The following is a 23,580-nucleotide window of genomic DNA, read 5'->3' on the forward strand; positions in this document are numbered from 1 at the left end:
GAGACTGCCAAACTTGGCGAGTTGCCACGTGGCAACATTACCAAATAGCCGCTTCAATCTCACTCCTCACGCTCCCTAGAAGCCAATCAAAATTCATTACCAACGCATTGATAACATTGCGTTTTACGCCTTAGTTGCCACGTGGCAACACCGACTAAACCGCCTCCCCTGCCCTACTCGCCCAGCTGCGCAGTACGTCAGTCTCGATCTCTCTGCAGACGTCGCTCAAATGCTTCATGCAACGGTTGTGAACATCATGCGAGGTCACTGGCCTGTCGAGTTCAAACACCGTCTTCATGCGCGAGCTAGCATTGTCGATCTCTGCGCTGGTTTTCAGAACAGATGTCGCCATCGAACCGCCGAAAACCTGTCTCATCATCGACAGAATCTCGCGGTGCATGGACTTGCTTTCATCCACCCTGCTCCCGACCAGGCGAATGAAATTGTAAGCTGGCTTCACCCTTCCGGCGATCTGCTCAAGCTGCTTCATCGTGGTGCGAGCCATGTCGATGAAAGATACGGTCGAGGCGAAGTCGATCACGCTCGGCGGCACGGGAATGACCATCGCATTGGCTGCTTGAAGTACCGCCATGGAGACCATGCCGAGGGCCGGCGGTGGATCCATGACGACAACATCATAGTCGTCGACAACCGTATCGATGGCTTCGGCAATCAGATCGATGATGTCGAAGTTCTGGTTTTGCGCCAGGTAGCCCGCGATCTCGTATTCGAGATTGTAGAGCTTGAGGTTGGCTGGGATCAGGTCGAGGCCGAAGAAGTGGGTCTTGCGGATGATAGACCGCACCCCGAGAAGTTCGGGATTATGAAAATGCCCGTAGAGAGTATCGTCTTCGGTCAGATCCACGTCGGGCCGATAGCCGAACATCATCGTCGAGCTGGCTTGGCTGTCGCAGTCGATGAACAGGACCCGGTAACCATGAATGGCGAAATGCTGAGCGAGATGCAGTGCAACCGTCGACTTGCCGACACCGCCTTTGAAATTGGACACGGAGATGACCGCAGGGGTGTCGGTTGGTGCTCGCCAAGGGCGAGTGCCAAAAACGGCGCGCATCTGATCGAGTTCTTCCAGGGTGTACTGGACTCGATGGCCCGATGCAGTGCGATCACGTTGCGGCAGCCGCCCATCGCGCTCGGCCTCACGAATTGCAGAGGCAGTTCTCCCGACAAGCGCCGCCGCCTTTGAAATCGAGTAGGACGGCCCCACCTTTTGACCGGTTTCCGGATCTAGGGCTCCGTCGCGAATACGCTTAAGGATCGTGAGGGCCTTGCGATGCAAGGTCCCCAAGCCGTCTTCCAGGAGTTCGTCGGTTTGTGCGTCGAGCGCTGCTTCGCTGGCCATGTTCACCGCTTTGTGAGATTGAGCGGGCGAATTAGCACTCTTGGCAGTTTTGAGCAAACTTCGGCCACCAACCTTACAAACTGACCGATGATCTCCGTGCTCTTTCCATGCCTGCGCCGAATCGAAGGGGTAGTGCGAGCCGAAAAATCACGAAACGTCAGGGAGCAGGGAGTTCAATCTTGTGACGCCCATCTACGATAGCGCAAGGAGATGGGGGCCTGGATTGGCCCCTTGTGGACAATCACCGATGATCTCGGTGCAAACCGATGAATTCAGTGCATTTAAGCGATGATCTCGGTTCCCTTGAGACCGATGATCTCGGAGCCCATACCTACTAAAGGAATCTCCTAATAAAATCCGATTCGCGAATCGTTTTTAAAATTTGGTCATTGGATTTGGTGGGGAGTCGGCAAAGCGCTCCGAGATCATCGGCGCGTTTGGAGGTTTCAGGCCCGGAAATCCGTCAAAACTGCCAATGGCCTTGCTTTCGAAGCTCAAACCTGTTGATTAACGACCAACCCGGGGCTCCCATGAGTCGGGAAGGGATGGTGCAATGAGCGGAGACACACTGCGTCCAATCGGACATCAATACGCTCTAGCAATGCTAGGCGGTGGTGAAGAGCGAGTCAGGTCGATTGCGCAGTCAGCAGGCACTCAACTGACCATGGACGCCTTTCTAAGGGTTCAGGATGAAGAGCCCGTTCCGGCATTTCTGCATTCAGCGCTTTGCGCCATGTCTTTGCCCACGAAGCGTCCGAAAGATGATACCCAGCCCATACTTCGCGAAGACGGAAAATACGCGCTGGCAATCAACCCCAGGCCTATTCTGCAAACCGTCGATGGCAAGCCAGCGCTGCGGAGCCTCGGTGTACCATATGGAGCCTATCCGCGCGTCGCGCTGATTTACTTGCTTTCACAGGCGGTGACAAAGCGTTCGCGCGACGTGTACCTGGGGCGTAATTTCACCGAGTGGATGCGCCGTCTTGGTTATCAGACGGTGTCCTATGGACCGCGCGGTACCGCCAATCTGATGAGGGAGCAGGTGGATCGGCTGCTTGCTTGCGAATGGCAAATCCGTTGGGAGGGCAACGACGGTGGGGACAACGCATTCGCTGTTCGGGATGTGAAGATCTCCAACGAGTACGCCGGATCGCTTGAGAAAAACGGCGCATTTGCGCGCGAGATCCGGATGTCGGAGGTTTTCTACAGCCACCTGCTGGATCACGCCGTTCCACTCAACGAGGTCGCTATCCGCGAGCTCAAGGGTACCCCCACTGCGCTCGACCTCTATACCTACCTTGCGTACAGGTTGCCACGGATCGGCAGTGACCGGGGGCAGGTGATCTCCTGGGATCAGCTGGCGAAGCACTTGGGCAATGACGCCGACAGCAAGCGTTTCCGGCAAACCGTGCGCGAAACCATGCAATTGGTTTCAGCGGTGTATCCCAACGCAGACGTCGATTTCAGCGGACGGAAGGTTGTCCTGCGACCATCGCCGGCGCCATTGGAGCGAAAGCTCGTCGGTCCGCATCTGCGTGTCATTGGTGCGCCAGCATTGCAAACCGCACCGAGATCATCGGTCCCCAAGACTGCTCGCACCCCCCTCCGCGAAACGAAAGCAACCGAACCACTTCTACATTTCCCAGGCGGTAGCCTGACTTACGGCGATCGAGAGACGAAGTTTCGGGCGATCGGGCTCGATAAAGGCAAGCCGTGGTGTGTTGATACCATGGCGAACGCCTTTCGTGCGGGCTTCCCTGGTATCAAGCAAGCGCGCACTGATGCCGAGTGGCTAAGGGTCTGGGAGGCCTTCGTCATCAAATATGCTGACCGGCGCGCTCAGGCGGGCACAAACTGACCGATGATTTCCGAGCACTTCGCCGACGGCTAAATCGGGTCGGGGGAGGGGAGTAGGACCGAGCTGGGGCGGTCATGTCCCTCATCAGCAATCATCCTACGCCAGAGCTCCGCGCGCTCGTCGCCCGCCTCGGTGGCAAGTGGTCCGGCAACACCGCGATGTGTCGTTGCCCTTCCCACGCAGACCGAACCCCCTCACTGGCGATCAGGCAAGGCGACCGCGGCATCCTCGTGACATGCCACGCCGGTTGCGATGCGACCGATGTTCTCCGTGCGCTACGCAGTCTCGCCGACCTGCCAAGCATCGGACCTGCCGAGACATTAGGTCGGCAGGCTCGCCAGCCATCGGCCCATCTCGCCATCTGGCAAGCAGGGCGGCCAATCGAGGGCACTCTCGCCGAACGGTATGTCCGCGAGGTTCGCAATATCTGGGCTCCGCTTGACGACCTGCGCTATCATCCGCGCTGTCCGAGAGGGCAGGGGAGGCTGGTCGAATTTGAGCCCGCCTTGCTCGTCGCCATGCGCAAGGCGAGCGAGATCGCCGCAATCCAGCGGATATTCCTCAACCCAGTGAGCGCCAACTACACCGAGAAACTGGTGCTCGGACGCGCGATTGGCGCTGCCTGGACCAATGGACCGCCGGGCAAAACGATTGGCCTGTGCGAAGGCTTCGAAACCGCAGCGGCCTACACCTCGCTTACCGGCATCCAGGCATGGTCCAGCATGGGCGCCAAGCGCTTCCATCAAGTCGAGATCCCCGCGAGCGTCGAACGGGTGATTCTTCTCGCCGACAACGATCCCGAAGGGCGCCGCGCCGAAGCCAAGGCCCGCGAGGCACTGTCCCGTCGAGGTCTCGCCATCAACACCGAGTGGCCTCCGGGCGCCATGAATGACTGGGCGCAGCTCCTGAAGCGATGAGGGGAGGGGGACTGCAGGGGACGTGCCGCTGGTCGGCAGCAGACCTCACAAACCTCCCGGAGACCTCCATGACCGCTACGATCTCACGCAGCAGCGCCATTCTTGGTGCTGCGCGCACTCTTGCCGCCAAGCTGCTGCTTGCCATCCCGATCGACCGGGCCTCTCTCACCCAGGCCATGACAGAAACCGCGGGAGCCAGCGATGCGGCCGGCGCATGGACCCAGCGCGAGAGCTTCGAGGCGCTCGAAGTGGCCCTCGCCATGGCAATCCCGGACCTGGTGGGCCGGATGGACGCAGGCGGTGCGATCGGCACGCTCGAGGCGCTGGCAAGAGAACTCCCCACTCACACCGTGCGCAGCGAAGATCAGATCGCCTTCCAGCAGTTCTCGACACCGCCGACGCTGGCCTGCCTTGCCGTCCATTTGGCCCGCCTGGGGTCCGACGACGTCTTCCTCGAGCCGAGCGCAGGCACCGGGATCATCGCTTCGCTGGCGAAAGGTACGGTGAAGCAGTGCATGCTCAACGAACTGGAACCGATCCGGGCAGATCTGCTTGAAGGTCTGTTCCCGAGCGCAGCTGTCTATCGCCACGATGGCGCCAAGATCGCTGCGCTGCTTGCCGGCACCGAGCGGCCGAGCGTGATCGTGATGAACCCGCCGTTCTCGGTGTCGCAGTCGCGCGGTGAAGATCCGAACACGGCAGCCCGGCATCTGCGCTCCGCGCTAGACCACTTGCTGCCCGGCGGTCGGGTGGTGGCGATCATGCCCGACTGGTTCGCCCTGTCGGCGCGGGAAGGCGAAGTGTTCCGCCGCACTCTCGAAGGCGCACGCCTGGTACTGTCGTTGCGGCTCGACAAGGGCGGTTATGCCAAGCACGGCACCGGCATCGCCGTGCGCTTGCTGGTGATCGACAAGGTGCCGGGCGAAATCTCGATCTCGACGATCAATCGGGGTGCGGTGAGCGAGCTCTTTGCGGCAATCGGCCAAGTGCCGTCACGCGCAGCCCAGCGCGAAACTGCGACCGCAGCGGCAACACGCCCCAAGCTCAGCCTGTTTCGAGCGATCAAGAGCGGCCCGGCGCGGCCCGTGATCGTGCGGGCACCGCAGACCAATGAGGTTCGTCCGGTTGCCTATCAGGTGCTCAACGAGGCTGCGGCAATGGGCGAACAGCGCGGAGTCTATGCCGACTATCGCCCATCGCGCGTGATCATTCCCGAAGCGGGCGAGCATCCGACCCATCTGGTCGAATCCGCCGCCATGGCGTCGATCGCTGGGCCGAGGCCCAGCTATGTCCCGTGCCTGCCCGAACGCACGGTCACCGCCCGGCTCCTGTCGGCAGCCCAGCTTGAGACCGTGATCTACGCGGGCGAAGCCTGGAGCCGCGACCTCCATGGCCGGTTCACCCAAACCGCGGGCGAGGTGGCGCTGAAAGAGGATCCAGAGGGCCAGCTCTACCGCACGGGCTTCTTCCTCGGTGACGGCACCGGGGCGGGGAAGGGGAGGCAGGCAGCGGCCTGCATTCTCGACCAGTGGCTCAAGGGCAATCGCCGCCACGTCTGGATCTCGAAGAACGCACCGCTGCTCGAAGATGCGCAGCGCGACTGGACCGCGATCGGCGGTCTGCCATCCGACATCATCGACCTCGCGCGCTGGAAGATCGGCGAGGAAATCACCGCTCCCGAAGGCATCCTGTTCGTCCCCTACGGAACGCTGCGCTCGGCCCGGGTCGAGGATACCCGGCTCGACCAGATCGTGCGTTGGGCAGGTCCAGAGTTCGAAGGCGTGATCGTGTTCGACGAGGCCCATGAAATGGGCGGCGTTGCCGGCGGGGAAGGGGCACTTGGTCAGAAGCAGGGCTCGCTCCAAGGGATCGCCGGAGTGCTGCTGCAGAATACCCTGCCGCGCGCCCGGGTGCTCTACGCTTCGGCGACCGGCGCCTCGGACGTCAACAATCTCGCATATGCGGTGCGGCTTGGACTTTGGGGTCCCGGCACGGCCTTTGCGAACCGCGAGCAGTTCATCTCGGAAATCCGCGATGGCGGCATTGCCGCGATGGAACTGGTGGCACGGGATCTCAAGGCCTCGGGCCTCTACCTCGCCCGCGCGCTCAGCTTCGCGGGAATCGAGTACGACATCCTGCGCCACGACCTCAGCCACGACCAGATCGCGATCTACGACACCTACTGCGAGGCCTGGACGATCATCCACCAGAACCTCGAGGCCGCGCTCGAACTGACGGGCGTGGTCGACAGCCTCGAAAACCGCACACTCAACAGCGGCGCCAAGGCCGCTGCGCGCAGCCGGTTCGAGGGGACCAAGCAGCGCTTCTTTGCGCAAGTCTTGCTCTCGCTGAAGCTGCCTTCGATCTTCCCGGCGATCGACGAACATCTGGCGCAAGACGAAAGCGTGGTCGTCCAGCTCGTCAGCACCGCGGAATCGATCCTCAACCGGCGGCTGGGCGAGCTCGATCCCGAAGAGCGCGAGGCGCTGGACCTGGACCTGTCGCCGCGGGAAGCGATCGTCGACTACCTCGCCCGCGCCTTCCCGACCCGGCAGATGGAGGAATACGTTGACGAGCTCGGCGATGTTCGTTCGCGGCCAATGTGGGACGAGGCAGGCAACCCGGTCCACAACCCGCAGGCCGAGGCTGCCCGCGAGCAGCTGATCGAGCATATCTGCGCCATGCCGCCGATCCCGACCGCGCTCGACGCCCTGCTCGAGCACTACGGGGTCAGCGCGGTTGCTGAGGTGACCGGACGCTCGAAGCGCCTGGTTCGCGATGGCTCTGGCCAGCAGCGCCTCGAAAGCCGCTCGCCGCGCACCAACCTTGCCGAGACCACCGCGTTCATGACGGGGACCAAGCGCATCCTGGTGTTCTCCGACGCCGGCGGCACGGGCCGCAGCTACCATGCAAGCCTCGATGCCAGAAACCAGCAGCGCCGGGTGCATTTCCTGCTCGAGCCGGGCTGGCGCGCTGATCGCGCGATCCAGGGGCTGGGGCGGACGCACCGCACGCATCAGGCCTGTCCGCCGCTGTTCCGACCCGTCACCACTGACTGCAAGGGCGAAGCCCGATTCACCAGCACGATCGCGCGGCGGCTCGATGCGCTGGGCGCGCTAACCCGCGGCCAGCGCCAGACCGGCGGACAGGGGATGTTCGATGCTTCGGACAACCTCGAGAGCGCCTACGCCAAACACGCGCTGCACGACTGGTACGGGCTGCTCGCCACCGGCAAACTCAAGAGCACCTCGCTCAAGGAGTTCCAGACCATGAGCGGGCTTGAGCTTACCGACCAGGATGGGGTGCTGCGCGAGGACCTGCCGCCAATCCAGCGCTGGCTCAACCGCATCCTCGCGATGAAAATCGCGGTGCAGAATGCCGTGTTCGACGAGTTCCTCACCCTCGTCGAAACCCGGGTCTCGGCGGCCAAGGAGGCTGGGACCTTCGATATCGGCGTCGAGACCGTCTCGGCCGAGACCTGCGAAGTGCTGTCGGACACGGTGATCCGCACCGATCCGGTGACGGGGGCAACCTCGCACCTGCTCGAACTGTCGCTGACCCAGCGACGCAAGCTGCTCACGCTCGAGCGCGTGCTGAAAATGGCCAGCTACGAAGACAAGCCGCTGTTTCTGCGCAACGGCAAGTCGGGCAATGTAGCGCTCGCGATCCCTGCACCGTCGCACATGGACGAGGAGGGCGAGCTGATCCGCCGGTTCGAGCTCGTGCGGCCGCTGCGCAACGAATATATCCTCGCGGGCAGGCTCGATGAGACCGCCTGGGAGTCTGTGCCCAAGGCCGAGTTCAGCGTGCTGTGGGAAGCGGAATACGCCGCCGAAGAGAACCAGTTGGTGACCGAGACCGTGTTCCTTGCGACCGGCCTCCTGCTGCCGATCTGGGGTGCGCTTCCCAAGGAGGACCTCACGGTCAATCGCATCGTCGACAAGTCCGGGGCGTCGTGGCTCGGACGGCACGTCCATGACCTCTACGTCGATGCGACGCTCGAGAAGCTTGGAGTCTCGCGCAAGGCGCAGACTGACCCGACCAAGATCGCGCAGGCCATTCTTGGCGGCGGCACGTGGAAGGCGCCGCATCCGCTCAACTTCACCATTCGCACTTCCCGGGTAAACGGGGCGCGGCGGATCGAGATCATCGGCGCCGATGCGGCGCGCATTCCCGAACTTAAGGCCCTTGGCTGCTTCACCGAGATCATCGCCTACAAGACCCGGGTGTTCGTGCCGACAGACCGGGTTGAGGACATTCTGCTGAACTTGGCGAGGTGAGGGGGCACGTTCAGCAACGGACTTGCATGCCGCCGAGATTCAGATAAACTTAGTCCATCGGACTTAGCTAGGTAACGGACAATGGAAACGGTCAACATTCACGAGGCAAAGACGCATCTGTCGCGGCTGCTTGAGCGCGTGACCAATGGCACGGCGGTGGTGATCGCCCGGGCTGGCAAACCGATTGCGAAGGTGGTGCCGTTCGGTGCTCCTGCCCCAGCCAAAATGAAGCGCTTGGGCTTCCTCAAGGGAGAGATGCGCGTGCCGGACGATTTCGACCGGATGGGCGCCGACGAAATCGAATCGATGTTCGAGGGCTGAGCGATGAAGTTCCTGCTCGACACGCATGTGCTGCTCTGGGCTGCCGGATTTCCAGAAAGGCTTTCTCCTGCAGCCCGCAAACTCATCAACGATGAGGCGAACGAGCTCGTTTTCAGCGCCGCCAGTCTCTGGGAAATCGCAATCAAAAATGCGCTTGGGCGCGAAGATTTCGCGGTCGACGCGCGGGTCTTGCGCCGGGCGCTGATCGACAACGGTTACCTCGAACTCGCCGTCACCAGCGAACATGCCGTCGCAATTGCTCAGTTGCCGCCGATCCACAAGGATCTGTTTGACCGAATGCTGATCGCGCAGTCGATTGAGGAAGGCATCACCTTGCTGACCGCCGACGAGACCGTCTGCGAGTACTCTGGATCAATTCGCAAGATCTGACACCATGGCGCTACGGCGCAGCTGAATCCGTACAGGTCCACGTCGCCCGCCATTAGGTCGTCCATCGCCTTCACACGCGCGCTTCGCCCGCTGCTGTGATCAATGTTCAGGTGATAGCGCGTCGACTTGAGCGTTCCAGTTTGGCGCATCGCGCCCAGCGCGGCCAGTTCTTGCAAGTCACGTGTCGCCGTGGCTCGCGATAAAGTTGGCCGCGCTGAATCCTTCAAGCCCCTCACGGAACATCGCCGAGGGGCTTCACCACGCCGATCATGATCCCGGACTGCTGTAGGAAACATGCCTCGTGCACGGCGAGGGCCTCGCTGTACCAGCGAAAATTGAGCCATAATTTATGCCTCACTGACGCTTGCCGACGTTTTCCGAGCGAAGCGCAGCACGAGAATGTAGTCCATGAGGGATGGAACATAAAAAGAACAGATGCACTCTGATTCGTCAATCGCCCCTCCGGCCGGAAGCGGCATTATCGAATGCGGCGAGGGACTGGCCGGGAACCTGAGCGCGCAGTACAGGGCGCGCATGACGCCCATCAAAGACCTTGCTCAACTCGGAAAACAGATTGCCGCGCAGCATGGCTGGGCGGCGGCGAAAGCGTTCAAGACTTATGAGATGGACGACAGCGATCGCGCCACCTTGTCGCAATGCGCGCTCGATCTGCTCAAAGTCTTTCCGCCGATGCCCGGGGCCTGCGCGCTGATGAGCGCATCACTCGCAGGTACGCTCGAGAGGCGCATGACGGCACCGATCCAGGTTATCGCTGGAACCCTGGCGGTGGATAGGGAACCTGTCTTCGGTAACCGCAAGCCGTTCGATGGCCCTGCGGTGTTCGCTGCGTCGAACCCCGACTGGGATGGCCACGTCTGGGTGATGGTCGGGCCTTACGTCGTCGATGTCTCGCTATTCCGTACCGCATATTCGCGGCATGGCCCTGTGCGACTGGCAAAGCATATCGATCTGGCGTTCGGTCCCAACAAAGGCCTTTACGTCGATCGGTGGAAGCGGACCGCCCAGCTCGGGTTGAGTTACGAGCCCCAATCCGTGTTGAGCGCGGATGAGGTTACGCGTCTGATGGGCGGTGCATTCCACCTCATCAAGCAGTCGCAGTCCGGGTGATTACAGCTGGTAAGCGGCGCGAAGCCGCTCGGCGACGTCCGCTTGCGACATGTTCACCTTGAACTGTCTGGGATTGAAGTCTGCCTCGTTCGTCGCCTGGTCGATGAACGCGCGCATGTCCTCGGCAACCGGCCCTGGAAGCGCATATTGGGCGCTGGCGCTGACCAGCTGGAGCAGGCGCGCCACATCATTGCGGTGCTTGCGAATGTTCTTTTCGTCGATCTTTGAGCCCTCAGCACGCTGCCGAGAAAGGTCGAGTCAGGCCCGTGCCTTGAACGGGATGATCGCTGCCTCGTCCAAAACCGGTATGCCGCCGGCGGTGCGGACCATGGATTTGAGGAAGGCGTAGTAATCCTCATCGAGCAGGATGGCCGACAGGCTGGCGGCGGCTTCATCGTTCGGCAACGGAGTGAGATGCGAGTCCGCGGCCAGGCTCAAGCCTTCCGGTGCCCGTGAGAACAGCTCGAGCATCGCAGGGAAGTCTTCGGCCTTCGGCTTCTGGAACCGGTAAAGGATCTTGTCGCCTTCGCTGCGCTCCCTGATCTCGTAGTCGCCTGTCTCGACGAATGCCCAGAAACGTTCCGCGAAGGCGCTGTCGAGCGCCTCGACAATCAGCACTATGTCGAGATCCTTGGTGGCGCGAAAGTCGAGACCGACTTCGTCCATGATCAGTTCGCAGGCCGCACCGCCAATCAGCACATATTGGTGCTCGTGACCGGCAAAGTGATCCCGGAAGCGATCGACGCCTGTCACCATGGAAATGTCTCCAGCAATTCGTCGGCAGCTTGCGCCACACGTTCGTCAGCGGCGTTGCGGATGCTCAGGTAGAGCGACAGGCGGTCGACGACGCCGTCTTGCGCGAGCATCTGCGGATCATAGGTCCAGGTCTGGACCTCGACGCGGTCGTCATCGAAAGGTGTCGCTGGTTTGAGCGCATAGTCTGCCTCAATGCGCTTCCAGCTTGCTCCGAGGATGGCTCTGGTCTCAACCTGTGGCTCGCCGAGCATGGTATAGTGGGCCAAGGCGCTTTCACCCGCGAGCGGGCCAATCTTGGCGCCGTACGCCCCGCTCACGACGCGCACCTTGCGCAGTGGCGACTGCAGGCGGTCATGGATCCTGTCCCATAGCTCGCGGCCGCCAAGCATCATGTGCAACCTGCGTTGACGGCCAACATGTTGAGCTTTGGCCAGCTGCATAGCTTCCAGTTCGTCGAGCGTGCGGCTGATGCTCATGATCGAGACGCCCAGTTCGTTGGCGAGCTCGGTGAGATTTCGATCTTCCAGTGGTTGGTGCTGCAGGTGGGCAAGCAGCAGCTGCTGCGTCGTTGGGCTGATGCTCTCGCCATGGGCGATGGCGAATGCGGGCGCGCGCTCACGCAGATCAAGAAAGGCCTCGGGCACGTAAATCTGCGCGCCCGGTACGAGGAACCCGATCTTGCGCTCCACCATCTGGCGGCGAATTGCGCCAGGCGCGCGGTCGAGCAGAAGGAGCACCAGGTCAGCGCCCAGCTCACGGCGAACCAGGTCGCGGTGCTTGAGGTACTGGGCGGTTGCGCCGGAGCCTGGCGACAGCACTTCGCGAACCGCCATGACGAGGATGGTCTGCCCCTGCAGCTGTCCTTGCCACAGACGGTAGCGGTCGAGAATGAAATGGGGCAGGGATTTTGGCGTGATCGGAACCAGCGCGAGTTGCGCCCCGAATGCCTCGTCGACATAGGTTTCCGCCGCTTCGGCGAGCGCTTCCAGTCGCGCGTCGAGGTTCATATCTAACACCACATCGCGCATTTAACATTAGTGATGTTAAAAAGCAATTGCGCTGTTATATGCGGGGTTTCTGGCCCGTCATATCCGCCGAAATCCCGCGCGTGAGGCATAAAACCCAAATTTATGCCTCATCATCCGGTCTGGTCGGCCAACAAGGCCACGTGTGGCGATCGATACGGGTCCTAGACCCGGGGCGTTCCTGAAATGTCGAGGGCCTGAAATGTCGAGGAGAGGGGGGCTGGAAGGGGTGAGCCGAAGGGCTCGGTCAATCCAGCTTTGAGGAGCACCCCCATGAACGACATCGAGATGATCCCGCTTGGCAAGCTGCGCTTGTCCGAGGCCAATGTGCGCAGACAAGACAGCAACCTCTTCATCGAGGAGCTCGCCGCCAACATCGAGGCCAAGGGCCTCCTCCAGAACCTGATCGTAGCCCCGGCCAAGAAGCGGGGGATGTTCGATGTGACCGCTGGCGGTCGCCGCTTGCGCGCGCTGAGCTTCCTGGCTGAGGCAAGCAAGCTCCCCAAGGATCATCCGGTCGCCTGCCGCGTGCTCAACATTGATGCCGCCGAGCAGTCCGAGCTTTCGCTGATCGAGAACGTGATCCGTCTCGACATGACCCCGACCGACGAGATCCGCGCCTACAAGCACTTCGTCAATGAGGGCAGCGACCTCGACGCGATCGCCAGACGGTTTGGCCGCACGCGCCGGTTCATCGAAGGCCGCCTGCGGCTCGCCGATCTTGCCGATCCGATCTTCGCCGCGCTCGAGGAAGGCAAGATCACCCTCGACGTCGCCAAGGCCTATGCGACGACGCCCAACCATGAGCGCCAGATGCTGGTGTGGAACGAGCTCTCAAATAGCTGGCAGGGCAACCAGGCCGATTCCATCCGGCGGATGGTCACCCACAGCGCGGTCCGTTCGTCCTCGCCGATGGCAAAGCTCGCGAGCGAGGACGATTATCTCGCGGCCGGCGGCCGGATCGAGCGCGACCTTTTCACCGAGGATGGCGGCGAGACCTGGATCGATGCCGAAATTGCCCAGCGCATTGCGGGCGAGAAGCTCCAGGCCTTCGCCACCCAAGTCGCCGAAACTTCGGGCTACGCCTGGGTGCGTCCGATCCTCGAGACTCGCGTGACCTACGGCGCAACCGAAGACCTGCACCAGGTCCATCTTGAGCCCGCCCCGCTGACCGAGGAAGAGCAGGCTGAAGCCGACCGCCTCATGGAGACGATCTCGGCGCTCGAAGCGATAAGCGAAGCGCTCGACGAAGACGACGAAGCGGCGGCTGCCGAGATCCAGGAACGCTGGGACGCCGCGACCAATGCCTACGACGCGCTCCACGACAAGCCGCCGGTGATTCCCGACGAGCTCCAGGCCAACGTCGGCTGCTTCGTTATCATCGGCGCCGACGGCGAGCCGGCTGTTGCCAGCGGGCTCTACAGCGACAAACCGCTCGAGAAGCGCAAATCGCGAGGGACTGCCGATGCACCGGGCGGTGCGGACACCGGGACAGGGGAGGGCGCAGGTGCGCCCTCGGCGCCCAAGCCGCTGTCGCAGAAGCTGGTCGAGGAACTCGCCGTCCAGCGCCGCGACATCCTGGCGATCAATCTCGCCGCCAACCCGGCGATCGCTCTCGACTATCTGATCTTTGCCATCGCGGATTCGCGTGCGCTCTACAGCGCACAGGCGCTCGGCACGACGCTGCGCGCGCCGTCGCCTTCGCTCTATCTCGCCAATTACCCGGATAGCCCGGCACACACCTTGATGGCCGACATGCGCGAGACGCTCGATATGTCCTGGACCGAGCACTGCCGCACGGTTGACCGTTTTGCCGCGTTCAGTGCGCTCGACGACGATGCCAAGGCGAGCTGGCTTGCCTGGTGTATGGCCAAGACCCTCGAAGCGAGCATGGGCATCGACAAGAAGGCAGGTCAGTCCGGCCCCGAACCGATCGATCTCCACGATCACCTTGCCGCGCTGATGGGCATCAACGTCGCGAGCCACTGGCGACCGACCTCGGCCAACTACTTCGACCGGGTCAGCAAGCAGACGCTGCTCGCCCATGTCAGCGAGGTCGGCGGGCCGACCATGGCGGCAAGCTTCATGGGCTCGAAGAAGGGCGACCTCTCGGCGTCCTGCGAGAAGCTGTTCGCGGGCGAAACGATCGTCGCGCCCGAGGTCAAGGAAGCTGCGCTCGCCTGGGTGCCCGAAGCCATGCGGTTCAGGGTCATTGCTGCCAGCGAGGCCGAGGACGATCAGGCGCCGACCGATGCCGAGGTCGAACCAGGGCACGAAGGCGAGGGCGAAGCACAGGAACCTGCTGAGGACCGGGACGTCGACGCGGCCGAACCGGTCGAAGCCTGATCCAACCACTGCTGACACCGGACTGCCCGCACGGCCCCTGGCTGTGCGGGCAGTCTTGTCATCCCTACGAAGGAATCCCGGCATGACCCGCCATCCCAAGCCCGACGTTGCCCAGGTCATCACCGACCTGATCCTCGAAAAAATCGCCGCGGGCACCGCGCCGTGGCTCAAGCCCTGGTCGGCGACCAGCACTCGCCCGCTGCGTCATAACGGCGTTCCCTATTCCGGGATCAACACCTTCTACCTCTGGGCTGTCGCCGAGAGCCGCGGGTACACCAGCCCTTATTGGATGACTTTCAGGCAGGCGGCCGAGCTTGGAGGGCACGTCCGCAAGGGCGAGAGCGGCTCGTTCAGTGTGTTCTATTCCTCGGCGCGCAAGACCGACACCGATCGCCTGACCGGTGAGGCGACCGAGAGGACCATCCGGTTCATGAAGTGGAACCACGTTTTCAACGCCTCGCAGATCGACGGGCTTCCGGGGCATTACTATCCCGAGCCTCCCGACCCGGCGGCAATCGGCGAATTGTCGGCGGGAGTGCGCGATTTCCTCGAGGCGATCCCGATCCGCGTCGTCCACGGCGGCGACAGCGCGCACTATTCGCCGGGGACCGATACGGTCACCCTGCCGAATCCTTCCGCGTTCCACTCGATCGAGGCGTATTTCTCGACCCGCTGCCATGAGCTGGGTCACGCCACCGGCGCCGCCAAGCGGCTCAACCGGCAGTTTGGCAAGCGCTTCGGCGACGATGCCTATGCCTTCGAAGAAATCGTGGCCTTATCTGGACAGTCTGCACCGTCCCTGACGCACCATTGAACGGTATGCTTTGGCGCAACGCAGGGGGTCATCAGGCCGGATGAAGCGCTATCCATAAGCTGGCGTAATCCGGCCTGATGACCACCGTCCCGCAGGCGCGCAACGTGTGCGATCTGGAGTCGGGAGGGGGTCCGGGGGAGGGACTGACAAGCTGTGGATACTTCAGGTGCGTCGATCGTCATTCAGGAGCGCCGGACGGCGGATGGCCTGGACTCCTACATCCCGGTAATCCTGCGTGATGGTGCGATCTATGATCTCCACCTTGAGCGCTACTTCCTCGATTTGCCGCTGAACGGTTCGCGTTCGCGACACTCGTTGCGCGCCCATGGCTATGATGTTCTGGTCTGGGTTCGCTTTCTCGCTTCGGCCCGTGGCAAGTCTGTTTGGCAAGCCGATGCCAATGATGTCGGTGCCTATCATCGTGCCCGGCGGCGCAGCGATGCTGAGTTCCGGATTTCGGCATCGACGTGGAACCGGGCGATTGCCTCTCTCGACAAGCTTTATCGATGGGCCGAACGGGAGGGCCTGATCGAGCTTACGCCTTTTACGCATCGTCAGGTCTGGCGACGATCGCACGATGGGCACCGGGCGGCGGTCACGGGCCGCAATGACGCCTATGAGCGCGCAGCCCGTCGTTCCGACGTCCGTTTCATCGATCTCACCGATTACCGCGCCTTCCGGGAAGTGGGTTTGCGCGGCCTGACCGTTGAAGGGACCGAGCGTCCTGGAGCGCGTGACCGCAATGGCGCGCGCAACGCGCTGTTCGCCGATCTGCTGGTCACCACCGGCCTGCGCCTGGAAGAGGCATCCCACTTGCTCGCAGCTGAGATTCCGGTTTGCGACGCCCGCTCGGAACGTCAGCGGCGGGTCGAGCTTCCGGCGGCACTTACCAAGGGTGACAGGGGGCGAAGCATGCTGCTGCCGCGCCGTTTGTTGCCGGTGTTTGACGCCTACATCGCCGTTGAGCGAGCGGCGGCCGTCGCCAAGTTCGCACAGCGCCGTGGCTGGGAAGCCATCGACCGCCCGATCTTCATCCACAGCCCCTCATTCGGGCAGCGCGCATTGCCTCTCGTTGGCGGTGGCACGATGGACATGGAGGTCGTCACACCGGATGAACGCGCAAGGCTTGTTATTTGCGCTGACGATGGAACGCCGCGCGAAGCCGCGGTCCTCTGGCTGACCGAGGTGGGCCATCCTGTGTTGCCCAACTCGTGGGAAGCGATCTTCGCACGGGCGAGCCGCCGCTGCACGGACGCCGGCATCCCGGTCCGGCTTAGCCCCCATCAACTCCGGCATTCCTTTGCAGTCCACATGCTGGCCATGCTGATCCAGCGCCGCCTCGCCGACGCAGCGGCACCAGTGGGCGCCATGGAAGGTTATCGCCAGCTGGTCGGCGATCCGCTTCAACAGGTCCAGCGATTGCTTGGCCATTCGAGCCTCGCGACGACCTCTATTTATCTGGATCACCTCGCCACGCGTGCCGATACCGTCGATGCGGCAGTCGAAGAGCTGTTGGCACTTGTACCAGGCTATCTTCGATCATGACCGCTGCTCCACGCAAAGGACGCAAGGTCAGCTTCGAGACCGAAGCTGCTGCTCCCCAAGCCGATCCATGGTCGCAGATCAGCACGGTGCGCTTCATGATTCATCCCTTATATGGCGGCGAGCTGCTCGTCGATTTCACGGGCTTGCGGCCGCGCGGCCTGGCGCTCGCTTTTGCCCGGAGCCTGTTCAAGCTGGCCGCACCGCGCGGCCCCATCATGGTACGTTCGTCCCTCAAGACATACGCCAACCAGCTGCCAAGCTTCTTTGCCTACCTGGCCGGGACAGGCGACCGGATCAACGGCCCTGCTGACCTTCGCGCCCATCACATCGATGGATTTGAGACATGGCTCAGCGCGCAGGGCAAGTCTCGCGTGCATGGACAAACCTATGTCGCCAAGGTCGTTTCCGTCCTACGTCGCATCGCGGACGACAGCCCTGAGCTTGTCGATTGCGGCTTGCGGGAACGACTGCGCTACGTCAGCTCACACGCACACGTTCGTTCCCGTCCACGCGATGCCTACAGTCCGTATGTAGCCCGCCAGCTGCGCGATGCGGCACGCGCGGATATTGCTGCCATCGAGGCCCGCTTGCGATCGGGGCCACAGATCGATGAGGTGGCGCAGATCGATGGCGCATATTGCAAAGCCCATGCTGCCATCGAGACATACGGTGTTCTGGGCTACCGTGATCCCACGTTTCAGAGCCTGTACAAGCTACGCAAAAAGCGCGATCTCACCAGTGACAGGCTTAACCTGAGCCTCCACGCAGCCCACTATCTTACTGCCGACGATATCGTCCCGCTTCTTGTTCTGCTCTTACTCGAGACAGGGCTTGAGCTGGAGTGCTGCAAGTCGCTCACCCTCGATTGTCTGCGCAATGCCGCAGGTGGTACCGTCGATATCGCCTACACCAAGCTGCGGGCACACGGTGCCGAGCACAAGACAATCCGGGTGCGTGATCGCGGCTCATCCACCCCTGGCGGTCTGATCCGACGCATCATCGCCATATCGTCCAAGGCCAGGGTCCATAACTTTAGCGATAACCTTTGGGTCTATTTTCAGCCGGGCGAGATCACCGCAGGTATTCGTCAACTGCGCTTGAAGGTCAGTGCCTGGACGCAGCGCCATTGTATTACCGATGATCAGGGTAAACCGCTCCACCTTTGTCTTTCGTATCTGCGCAAGACGCACAAGGCCTTGTGGTATCTCAAGACCGAAGGCCACATGGCCCGCTTCGCCGTAGGTCATACCGTCGATATCGCGGCACGGCACTACGCCGATATTCCCTCCCTCAGACCGCTGCACGAGCAAACCGTGGCAGATGCCCTCGAAGAGGTGCTCGCTGGTCCAATGATCCTGCCTCCTCAAGACGAGGACCGGCTGCGCGGCGAGTTGGCAAGCCCTGATCCCGATGATGGGGGCATTTCAACCGCACTGCTCGATGGCGAACAAGACGTCTGGCTTGCAAGCTGTGGCAACTTCTATTCCAGTCCCTTCGCATCCGTCGGCACGCCATGCCCTACACCGTTCTGGGCCTGCCTCGATTGCCGCAACGCGGTCATTACCGCGCGCAAGCTGCCTGCCATTCTCGCCTTTCTCTCCTTCGTCGACGCTCAGCGGGTCGGCCTGAGTGCCGCTGAGTGGACCGCCAAGTTTGGTCATGCCCATGATCGCATCGTTCAGCAGATTCTGCCTGCCTTCGCCGAAGACGTCGTGGCAAGGGCCCGTGCGCAAGTCGCGAACGACCCTCCCACGGTCTATCTGCCGCCAGAGGCACGGGTATGACTGCTGTCCAGCTTCTGGCGGAGAGCGGCGATGAGCGCGATGCCCTCCCTGTGCTTATGTCCGCGCCTTTGCGCCCCGGCTGCGATCGCGCGCATATTTCACGATACGGCGATCCGGTGTGGGATCTGGCTCCCGGCGTATTTCGCGACAACGCCCGGCGCTGCCATGTCACGATACATTTCGGCGGTATCAAAGACCCATCCATTGCTGATGCCCTGCGCCAGATTCTCCATGCGCGGCTCAATGTCGATCTCCCCGGTCACCGTTCGCGGCTTGAGCCGGCCGGGGTGCGCGGCGAGGCCAACCGGACCGTGCGCTTTTTCGACTTCGTCAAGGCTCAGCTGGGGCGTTTCGATCTCGGCCGGGTCGATCAGACTCTGGTCGATCGCTACGCCGGAACCTTGCGCCTAGCCGGGCTGCGCCCAGTTGCAGCGGCAGCGCTGCTGCGGATCGTCTTTGACCTGCACGAGTTGCAGCATCATCTGCCGACTGCGCGCCTGTCCTTCGAACCGTGGCCGGGACGAAGTCCGTTTTCCGTGGCGGGCGCAAAGCATATCGCAGGGGAGAACCGGACGCCGCGCATTCCCGAAGCGATCATGACACCGCTGCTTTCCTGGTCGTTGCGCTATGTAACCTGCCATGCAGGCGATATCCTCGCCGCACGGGCGGAACTCGATCTCCTCGAAGCAACGCGCAACCGTCTGATTGCCGCTGAGGAAGCTCTGGATCCCGCTGTTCGTCGGTTACGGCAACGCCAACGCCTCCTCGACTATGTTGCATCCTTGCGGCAGCATGGGCGCGGCATTCCGATCTGGACCACGGCACATAACGGCGCAACGCGAACAGACCCGCAAACCGGCGCCGTCACGCCGCCGATCAACTACCACCTGATCCACCTCCATGCCGGTATCAACGCGCAGGCCGAACCTGCCATGCACCTTGGTCTGGCCACGGGCGCACCAGACCTCATCGCCGCTGCCATCGCAGAACTCGGCACCGAGATCGGCGGCATGGATACGCCCATTTCGGCCGATCCCGATACTGGCCTGCCTTGGCGCACCCGCTTCGATGCCAAGGTTTTGCCCCTCGAGGAAGTCATGCTGCAGTCCGCAGCCTATATCGTATGTGCCTTTCTCTCAGGCATGCGGGACAGCGAGATCCAAGCCATGAGGCAGGGATGCCTGTCTATTACCAAAGCCGAAGACGGTACGATCTTGCGGCATCGTATCAAGTCCACTGCTTACAAGGGCAAGCGCGGCGGCGGCGAGGAGACCGAGTGGGTTACCATCGCGCCGGTCGCTGAAGCCATCGATGTCCTCGAACGCCTTTCCGCGCGTGCGGGGCAAGCGCGAGGAACAACGACCTTGTGGCCAGTCCTCACGCTCCGGGCCAATACCAAGACGCACGTCTCTGCAGAGATAGTCCGGCAACTCAACCGGTTCCGCGATCACCTCAATGACCAATTCGGATCCGCGCAGGCACCCGTCATTCCTGCCGGACCCGACGGCCGAGCATGGCGTCTGACAACGCGTCAGTTTCGCCGCACAATCGCCTGGCACATCGCCAACCGGCCCTTCGGAACAATTGCCGGCATGATCCAGTACAAGCATGCCAGCGTTGCGGCTTTCGAAGGCTATGCTGGCAGCAGCCGGTCCGGATTTCGGGGAGAGATCGAAGCCCAGCGTGCGCTCGGCCAGATCGACGATATCCTTGTCTACTTCGACGAGCGGCAAAGTGGCGCACGCCTTGGCGGACCTGCCGCGAACAGGGTCGGAGTTGTGCTTGATACTGCCGCCCACGAGTTGGCGCCGCTACCTGCAATGATTGCCGACCGTCCACGTCTGCGCACCATGCTGGGCAGTCTCGCGCGGACATTGCATGTCGGCCCGCTGGCCGATTGCTTCTTTGATCCGGCAACTGCCCTGTGCCTGAACCGGAGTTCGGAGCCAGGCGCAAGCGGGCCAATGATCTCCATGTGCGAACCGGTCCGCTGCCCCAATGCCTGCATCGCCGAACGGCATCGCCCGGCATGGCAGCGCGGTGCTGATGAGGCACGGTTGTTGTTGCGCGAGAAGCGGCTTCCAGAGCCGCAGCGGGTGACGCTTCAGGCCGAGGTGGCCAGAATCCAGCGTGTTCTTGAACAGATCGCACCGGGTACCGCCACACCGCATAACGGTATGGCGGGAGAGGAAGAGGAGGCGGGTTTGCGGGTGACGGATTGAAGGAGCGGAAGACAGTTTCCCTCCGCCCGTCGTGGAGACCTGCCATGTCCCGATCCTACCCTGCTACGCCGCGAGCCGACGTCTATTCGCGCATTACTACCGAGATTGTATGTGCCATCGAAGCCGGTGCCGGCGATTGGCGTATGCCCTGGCACCATGATGGCGCTGCCACCACCAGGCCGCAGAACGTCACCTCCCGCCGCCGCTATCGCGGCGTCAACGTGCTCGCGCTCTGGATCGCAGCCGAAGCGGCTGCCTATTCCAGCGGTCTTTGGGGGACCTATCGCCAGTGGGCATCGCTTGGCGCACAGGTCCGCAAAGGTGAACGCGGAACGACGGTTGTTTTCTGGAAGCAGGCCGCATCGCGCGCCGATGATGATCATGACGATGGCGAAGCCGGACCCGGCCGCATGTTCGCGCGGGCCTTCACCGTGTTCAACCTCGCCCAGGTCGAGGGCTATGACCCCCCACCTGTCGCAGTTCTACCCGAGGGCGAGCGGTTCGGGCACGCCGAAGCTTTCGTCGCGGCCCTCAAGATCCCGGTCACCGAGGGCGCCTACGATGCGCACTACCGGATCGACCTCGATCACATCTTCATGCCGACCTTTGCCTCGTTTCGGGATGCATCAGCACAGATGGGCACGCTTTTGCATGAGGCGGCCCACGCCACAGGGGCAAAGCACCGGCTCGACCGCAACTTTGCCGAACGTTTCAAGCGCGACAGCTTGGCGATCGAGGAAATTTGCGCTGAACTGACCGCATCGTTCGTACTCGCCGACCTCGGGATCGCTCACCATCCGCGGGCCGATCATGCCGCCTACGTAGCATCGTGGTTGCGCGCACTCAAAAACGACCCTCGTGCCATCTTCACCGCCGCCAGCAAGGCGCAGGCGGCCGCCGACTGGATGCACGCCCAGCAAATCTCAAATACGTGTTACGATCGCGAAGCTGGCGAGACATTTGTGCCTCGCGCTGCCGCCTGATTGTTCGTTCAGAATTCAGACCAATCATGGTCACCGACAACCTTCAAGGCTGCGCTACCGGTAGATTGATATCGCACACTACTTGAATGGGATTGAACGGATGAGTGGGCTTTGGCCGTTTTAACTTGGCGCACTTGCTCCACTTTACGGCTGCGACCGGTGTCGAAGCGTTGGACTACCCCAGCAAGGTCCTGCGCTTCCTGCGATAGAGAACGCGCAGCAGCAGTCGACTCTTCGACCATCGCTGCGTTCTGCTGCGTTACACGATCGACTTCTGTTACAGCCGTGTTGACCTGTTGGAGACTTATCGCCTGGCTGTGGGCATTTTTCGCAATTTCAGAAACTTCGTTGCTGATCTCACCGACGCGGGCGACGATTCCGGAAAGGACCGTGCCTGCCTGCCCGACGAGGGCAACACCGGAAGTGACCTGTATGCCAGATGTAGAAATCAGCGCACGTATGTCACGGGCAGCATCGGCTGAACGCTGTGCAAGGGCACGAACTTCGGTCGCAACAACCGCAAATCCTTTGCCGGCATCACCGGCGCGCGCAGCCTCTACGCCAGCATTAAGCGCAAGAAGATTGGTCTGAAAGGCAATGCCGTCGATGAGCCCGATGATCTGGTTGATCTCGTCTGCTGATTTAGCAATGGCGGCCATGGCTTCAACTGCCTGTTCTACAACAGCGCCACCGGTGGATGCTTCTTCATGGGTTCGAGCGATCGATTCCTGCACCTCGGTTGCTGATCGCGCCATGGTGTTTACACCTAGCGTGACTTGATTGAGAGCGGCCGAGGTTTCCTCAACGCTGGCAGCCTGTTGCTCATTGCGACGCGCAAGGTCATCTGAGGCGGTGTTGATTTCATTTGCGCCTATCATCACCGTCTGCGCGGTCTGGTTTACGCTCTGGATCGCTTGAGAAAGCGAGGCCACAGCGCGGTTGAAGTCGGCGCGCAGTGCTTCGTAAGCACCCGGAAACGTCTCTTGGATTTCACAATTCAGCTTGTTGTCGGCTAATGCGCTTAAAGCGCCGGAAAGCGAGGTAACCACGAGTTCTTGCGCTTCCCGCGCATTTCGCACTTCAACCGCATTGTCGCGGAACGCTGCCATAGCTTTGGTCATACGACCGACGCAGTCCTGATAATTGGTGTACGCAATGGCTTGGTCGGTGTCTCCATCAGCCAAGGCTTCCATGCGGACGACAGTATTAACGTATGGGCGGCAAACGCGGTCGGTTGCCAACATCGTCGTAGTAACTATTGCAAGTACGGCAGCCAGTCCGATGGCCACTGCAACCGGTGCCGACACAAGGTCAAACGCCAAAAGAGAAGTAGCTATCAAGCCGAGAGTAGCAAGAGACGTGTAAATAATTAACAACGCCCGGAATTTTGTCCGGATTGGTGCTTCTTTTTCGAACCAGTCAAGCATACTGCTACCCTCTATTGCGACCTGCTTCTTCATGCCAACGAAGAAAAAAGCACTCAATTTCCGCAAGGGCTTTTAGCAGACGTGCCTCGAAAACCAGCCCAAGTGGGAATACGCATCTTACCTGAAAGGTAGGGAGTGATGTATTAAGCAAAAGCCTCGCAGCATACTTGACTGTCAGGATATGTCGCCAGCCTGACGCAGGCTACGTTGTGCGCCGAATATGGCCTCCCCAACGAGCTCCACGACAGCCATGCCTCCTACATCCATCACTGGATGAAGATCCTGCGCGGCGACAAGACCGCGATCCTCCACGCAGCAGCCAAGGCCGAGCAGGCGGTCAAATGGCTGCGCCAGTTCGATCCGGCCCTGGCGGGCGAACTCAAGGAGGCGGCCTGACGGTGATCCGGGGCGGCTCGCGGCGCGA

At 61.8% G+C, this 23,580-nt stretch carries 18 protein-coding genes; 13 read left to right on the forward strand and 5 right to left on the reverse strand.

Features of this window, described 5'->3' with window-relative positions:
- Positions 1-154: 154 nt before the first annotated feature.
- Positions 155-1,360 (reverse strand): AAA family ATPase, encoded by a 1,206-nt coding sequence (locus OVA07_RS00620; RefSeq protein WP_268169537.1) that lies wholly within the window; start codon positions 1,358-1,360, stop codon positions 155-157.
- Between the two features lie 553 nt (positions 1,361-1,913).
- Here OVA07_RS00620 and OVA07_RS00625 point away from each other — a divergent pair.
- The 6 genes from OVA07_RS00625 (at position 1,914) to OVA07_RS00650 (ending at position 10,254) form a co-directional block, all read left to right on the forward strand.
- Positions 1,914-3,218 carry a replication protein RepA gene (locus tag OVA07_RS00625; RefSeq protein ID WP_268169538.1) on the forward strand — a complete coding sequence of 435 codons (1,305 nt, stop codon included), beginning with the start codon at positions 1,914-1,916 and terminating at the stop codon, positions 3,216-3,218.
- Between the two features lie 74 nt (positions 3,219-3,292).
- The gene (locus OVA07_RS00630) at positions 3,293-4,135 is read left to right on the forward strand and encodes a DUF7146 domain-containing protein (protein WP_268169539.1); all 843 of its coding nucleotides are present in this window, start codon (positions 3,293-3,295) and stop codon (positions 4,133-4,135) included.
- A gap of 68 nt (positions 4,136-4,203) precedes the next feature.
- Complete coding sequence (locus tag OVA07_RS00635; protein ID WP_268169540.1) at positions 4,204-8,415, forward strand: strawberry notch family protein; 4,212 nt, start codon at positions 4,204-4,206, stop codon at positions 8,413-8,415.
- 81 nt (positions 8,416-8,496) lie between these two features.
- A complete protein-coding gene (locus OVA07_RS00640) occupies positions 8,497-8,736 on the forward strand; it encodes a type II toxin-antitoxin system Phd/YefM family antitoxin (RefSeq protein WP_268169541.1) in 240 nt (79 codons plus the stop codon).
- Between the two features lie 3 nt (positions 8,737-8,739).
- On the forward strand, positions 8,740-9,126 hold the full coding sequence (locus OVA07_RS00645) for a type II toxin-antitoxin system VapC family toxin (protein ID WP_268169542.1): 387 nt from the start codon (positions 8,740-8,742) through the stop codon (positions 9,124-9,126).
- A 435-nt stretch (positions 9,127-9,561) separates the two neighbouring features.
- A complete protein-coding gene (locus OVA07_RS00650) occupies positions 9,562-10,254 on the forward strand; it encodes a hypothetical protein (protein WP_326493076.1) in 693 nt (230 codons plus the stop codon).
- On the opposite strand, the gene OVA07_RS00655 is transcribed toward OVA07_RS00650, so the two are convergent.
- The 3 genes from OVA07_RS00655 to OVA07_RS00665 form a co-directional block, all read right to left on the reverse strand.
- On the reverse strand, positions 10,255-10,440 hold the full coding sequence (locus OVA07_RS00655) for a hypothetical protein (RefSeq protein WP_268169543.1): 186 nt from the start codon (positions 10,438-10,440) through the stop codon (positions 10,255-10,257). It lies immediately after the preceding gene.
- Between the two features lie 72 nt (positions 10,441-10,512).
- Positions 10,513-11,010, reverse strand: a complete 498-nt coding sequence (locus tag OVA07_RS00660) for a hypothetical protein (protein ID WP_268169544.1) — start codon at positions 11,008-11,010, stop codon at positions 10,513-10,515.
- Positions 11,004-12,017 carry a hypothetical protein gene (locus OVA07_RS00665; protein ID WP_268169545.1) on the reverse strand — a complete coding sequence of 338 codons (1,014 nt, stop codon included), beginning with the start codon at positions 12,015-12,017 and terminating at the stop codon, positions 11,004-11,006. The genes OVA07_RS00660 and OVA07_RS00665 overlap by 7 nt, the downstream gene beginning before the upstream one ends.
- 291 nt (positions 12,018-12,308) lie before the next feature.
- Between OVA07_RS00665 and OVA07_RS00670 the strand changes: the two genes are divergently transcribed.
- The 6 genes from OVA07_RS00670 (at position 12,309) to OVA07_RS00695 (ending at position 21,729) form a co-directional block, all read left to right on the forward strand.
- Entirely contained in the window at positions 12,309-14,381 is a 2,073-nt protein-coding gene (locus OVA07_RS00670) for a ParB/RepB/Spo0J family partition protein (protein WP_268169546.1), read from the forward strand.
- 82 nt (positions 14,382-14,463) lie between these two features.
- Entirely contained in the window at positions 14,464-15,195 is a 732-nt protein-coding gene (locus tag OVA07_RS00675; protein WP_268169547.1) for an ArdC family protein, read from the forward strand.
- A 153-nt stretch (positions 15,196-15,348) separates the two neighbouring features.
- Positions 15,349-16,740: a tyrosine-type recombinase/integrase gene (locus OVA07_RS00680; RefSeq protein ID WP_268169548.1), complete on the forward strand. Its 1,392-nt coding sequence runs from the start codon at positions 15,349-15,351 to the stop codon at positions 16,738-16,740.
- Positions 16,737-18,524, forward strand: coding sequence for a hypothetical protein (locus OVA07_RS00685; RefSeq protein WP_268169549.1), 1,788 nt, complete (start codon positions 16,737-16,739; stop codon positions 18,522-18,524). Before OVA07_RS00680 ends, OVA07_RS00685 begins: the two co-directional genes overlap by 4 nt.
- Positions 18,521-20,746, forward strand: a complete 2,226-nt coding sequence (locus OVA07_RS00690; protein WP_268169550.1) for an integrase — start codon at positions 18,521-18,523, stop codon at positions 20,744-20,746. Before OVA07_RS00685 ends, OVA07_RS00690 begins: the two co-directional genes overlap by 4 nt.
- 44 nt (positions 20,747-20,790) lie before the next feature.
- The gene (locus tag OVA07_RS00695; protein WP_268169551.1) at positions 20,791-21,729 is read left to right on the forward strand and encodes an ArdC family protein; all 939 of its coding nucleotides are present in this window, start codon (positions 20,791-20,793) and stop codon (positions 21,727-21,729) included.
- An 8-nt stretch (positions 21,730-21,737) separates the two neighbouring features.
- Here OVA07_RS00695 and OVA07_RS00700 read toward each other — a convergent pair whose 3' ends face one another.
- Positions 21,738-23,213, reverse strand: a complete 1,476-nt coding sequence (locus OVA07_RS00700; RefSeq protein ID WP_326493077.1) for a methyl-accepting chemotaxis protein — start codon at positions 23,211-23,213, stop codon at positions 21,738-21,740.
- 135 nt (positions 23,214-23,348) lie between these two features.
- Between OVA07_RS00700 and OVA07_RS00705 the strand changes: the two genes are divergently transcribed.
- On the forward strand, positions 23,349-23,552 hold the full coding sequence (locus tag OVA07_RS00705) for a zincin-like metallopeptidase domain-containing protein (RefSeq protein WP_268169701.1): 204 nt from the start codon (positions 23,349-23,351) through the stop codon (positions 23,550-23,552).
- Positions 23,553-23,580: the final 28 nt, after the last annotated feature.

The sequence above is a fragment of the Novosphingobium sp. SL115 genome, from assembly GCF_026672515.1.
Taxonomy (GTDB): domain Bacteria; phylum Pseudomonadota; class Alphaproteobacteria; order Sphingomonadales; family Sphingomonadaceae; genus Novosphingobium.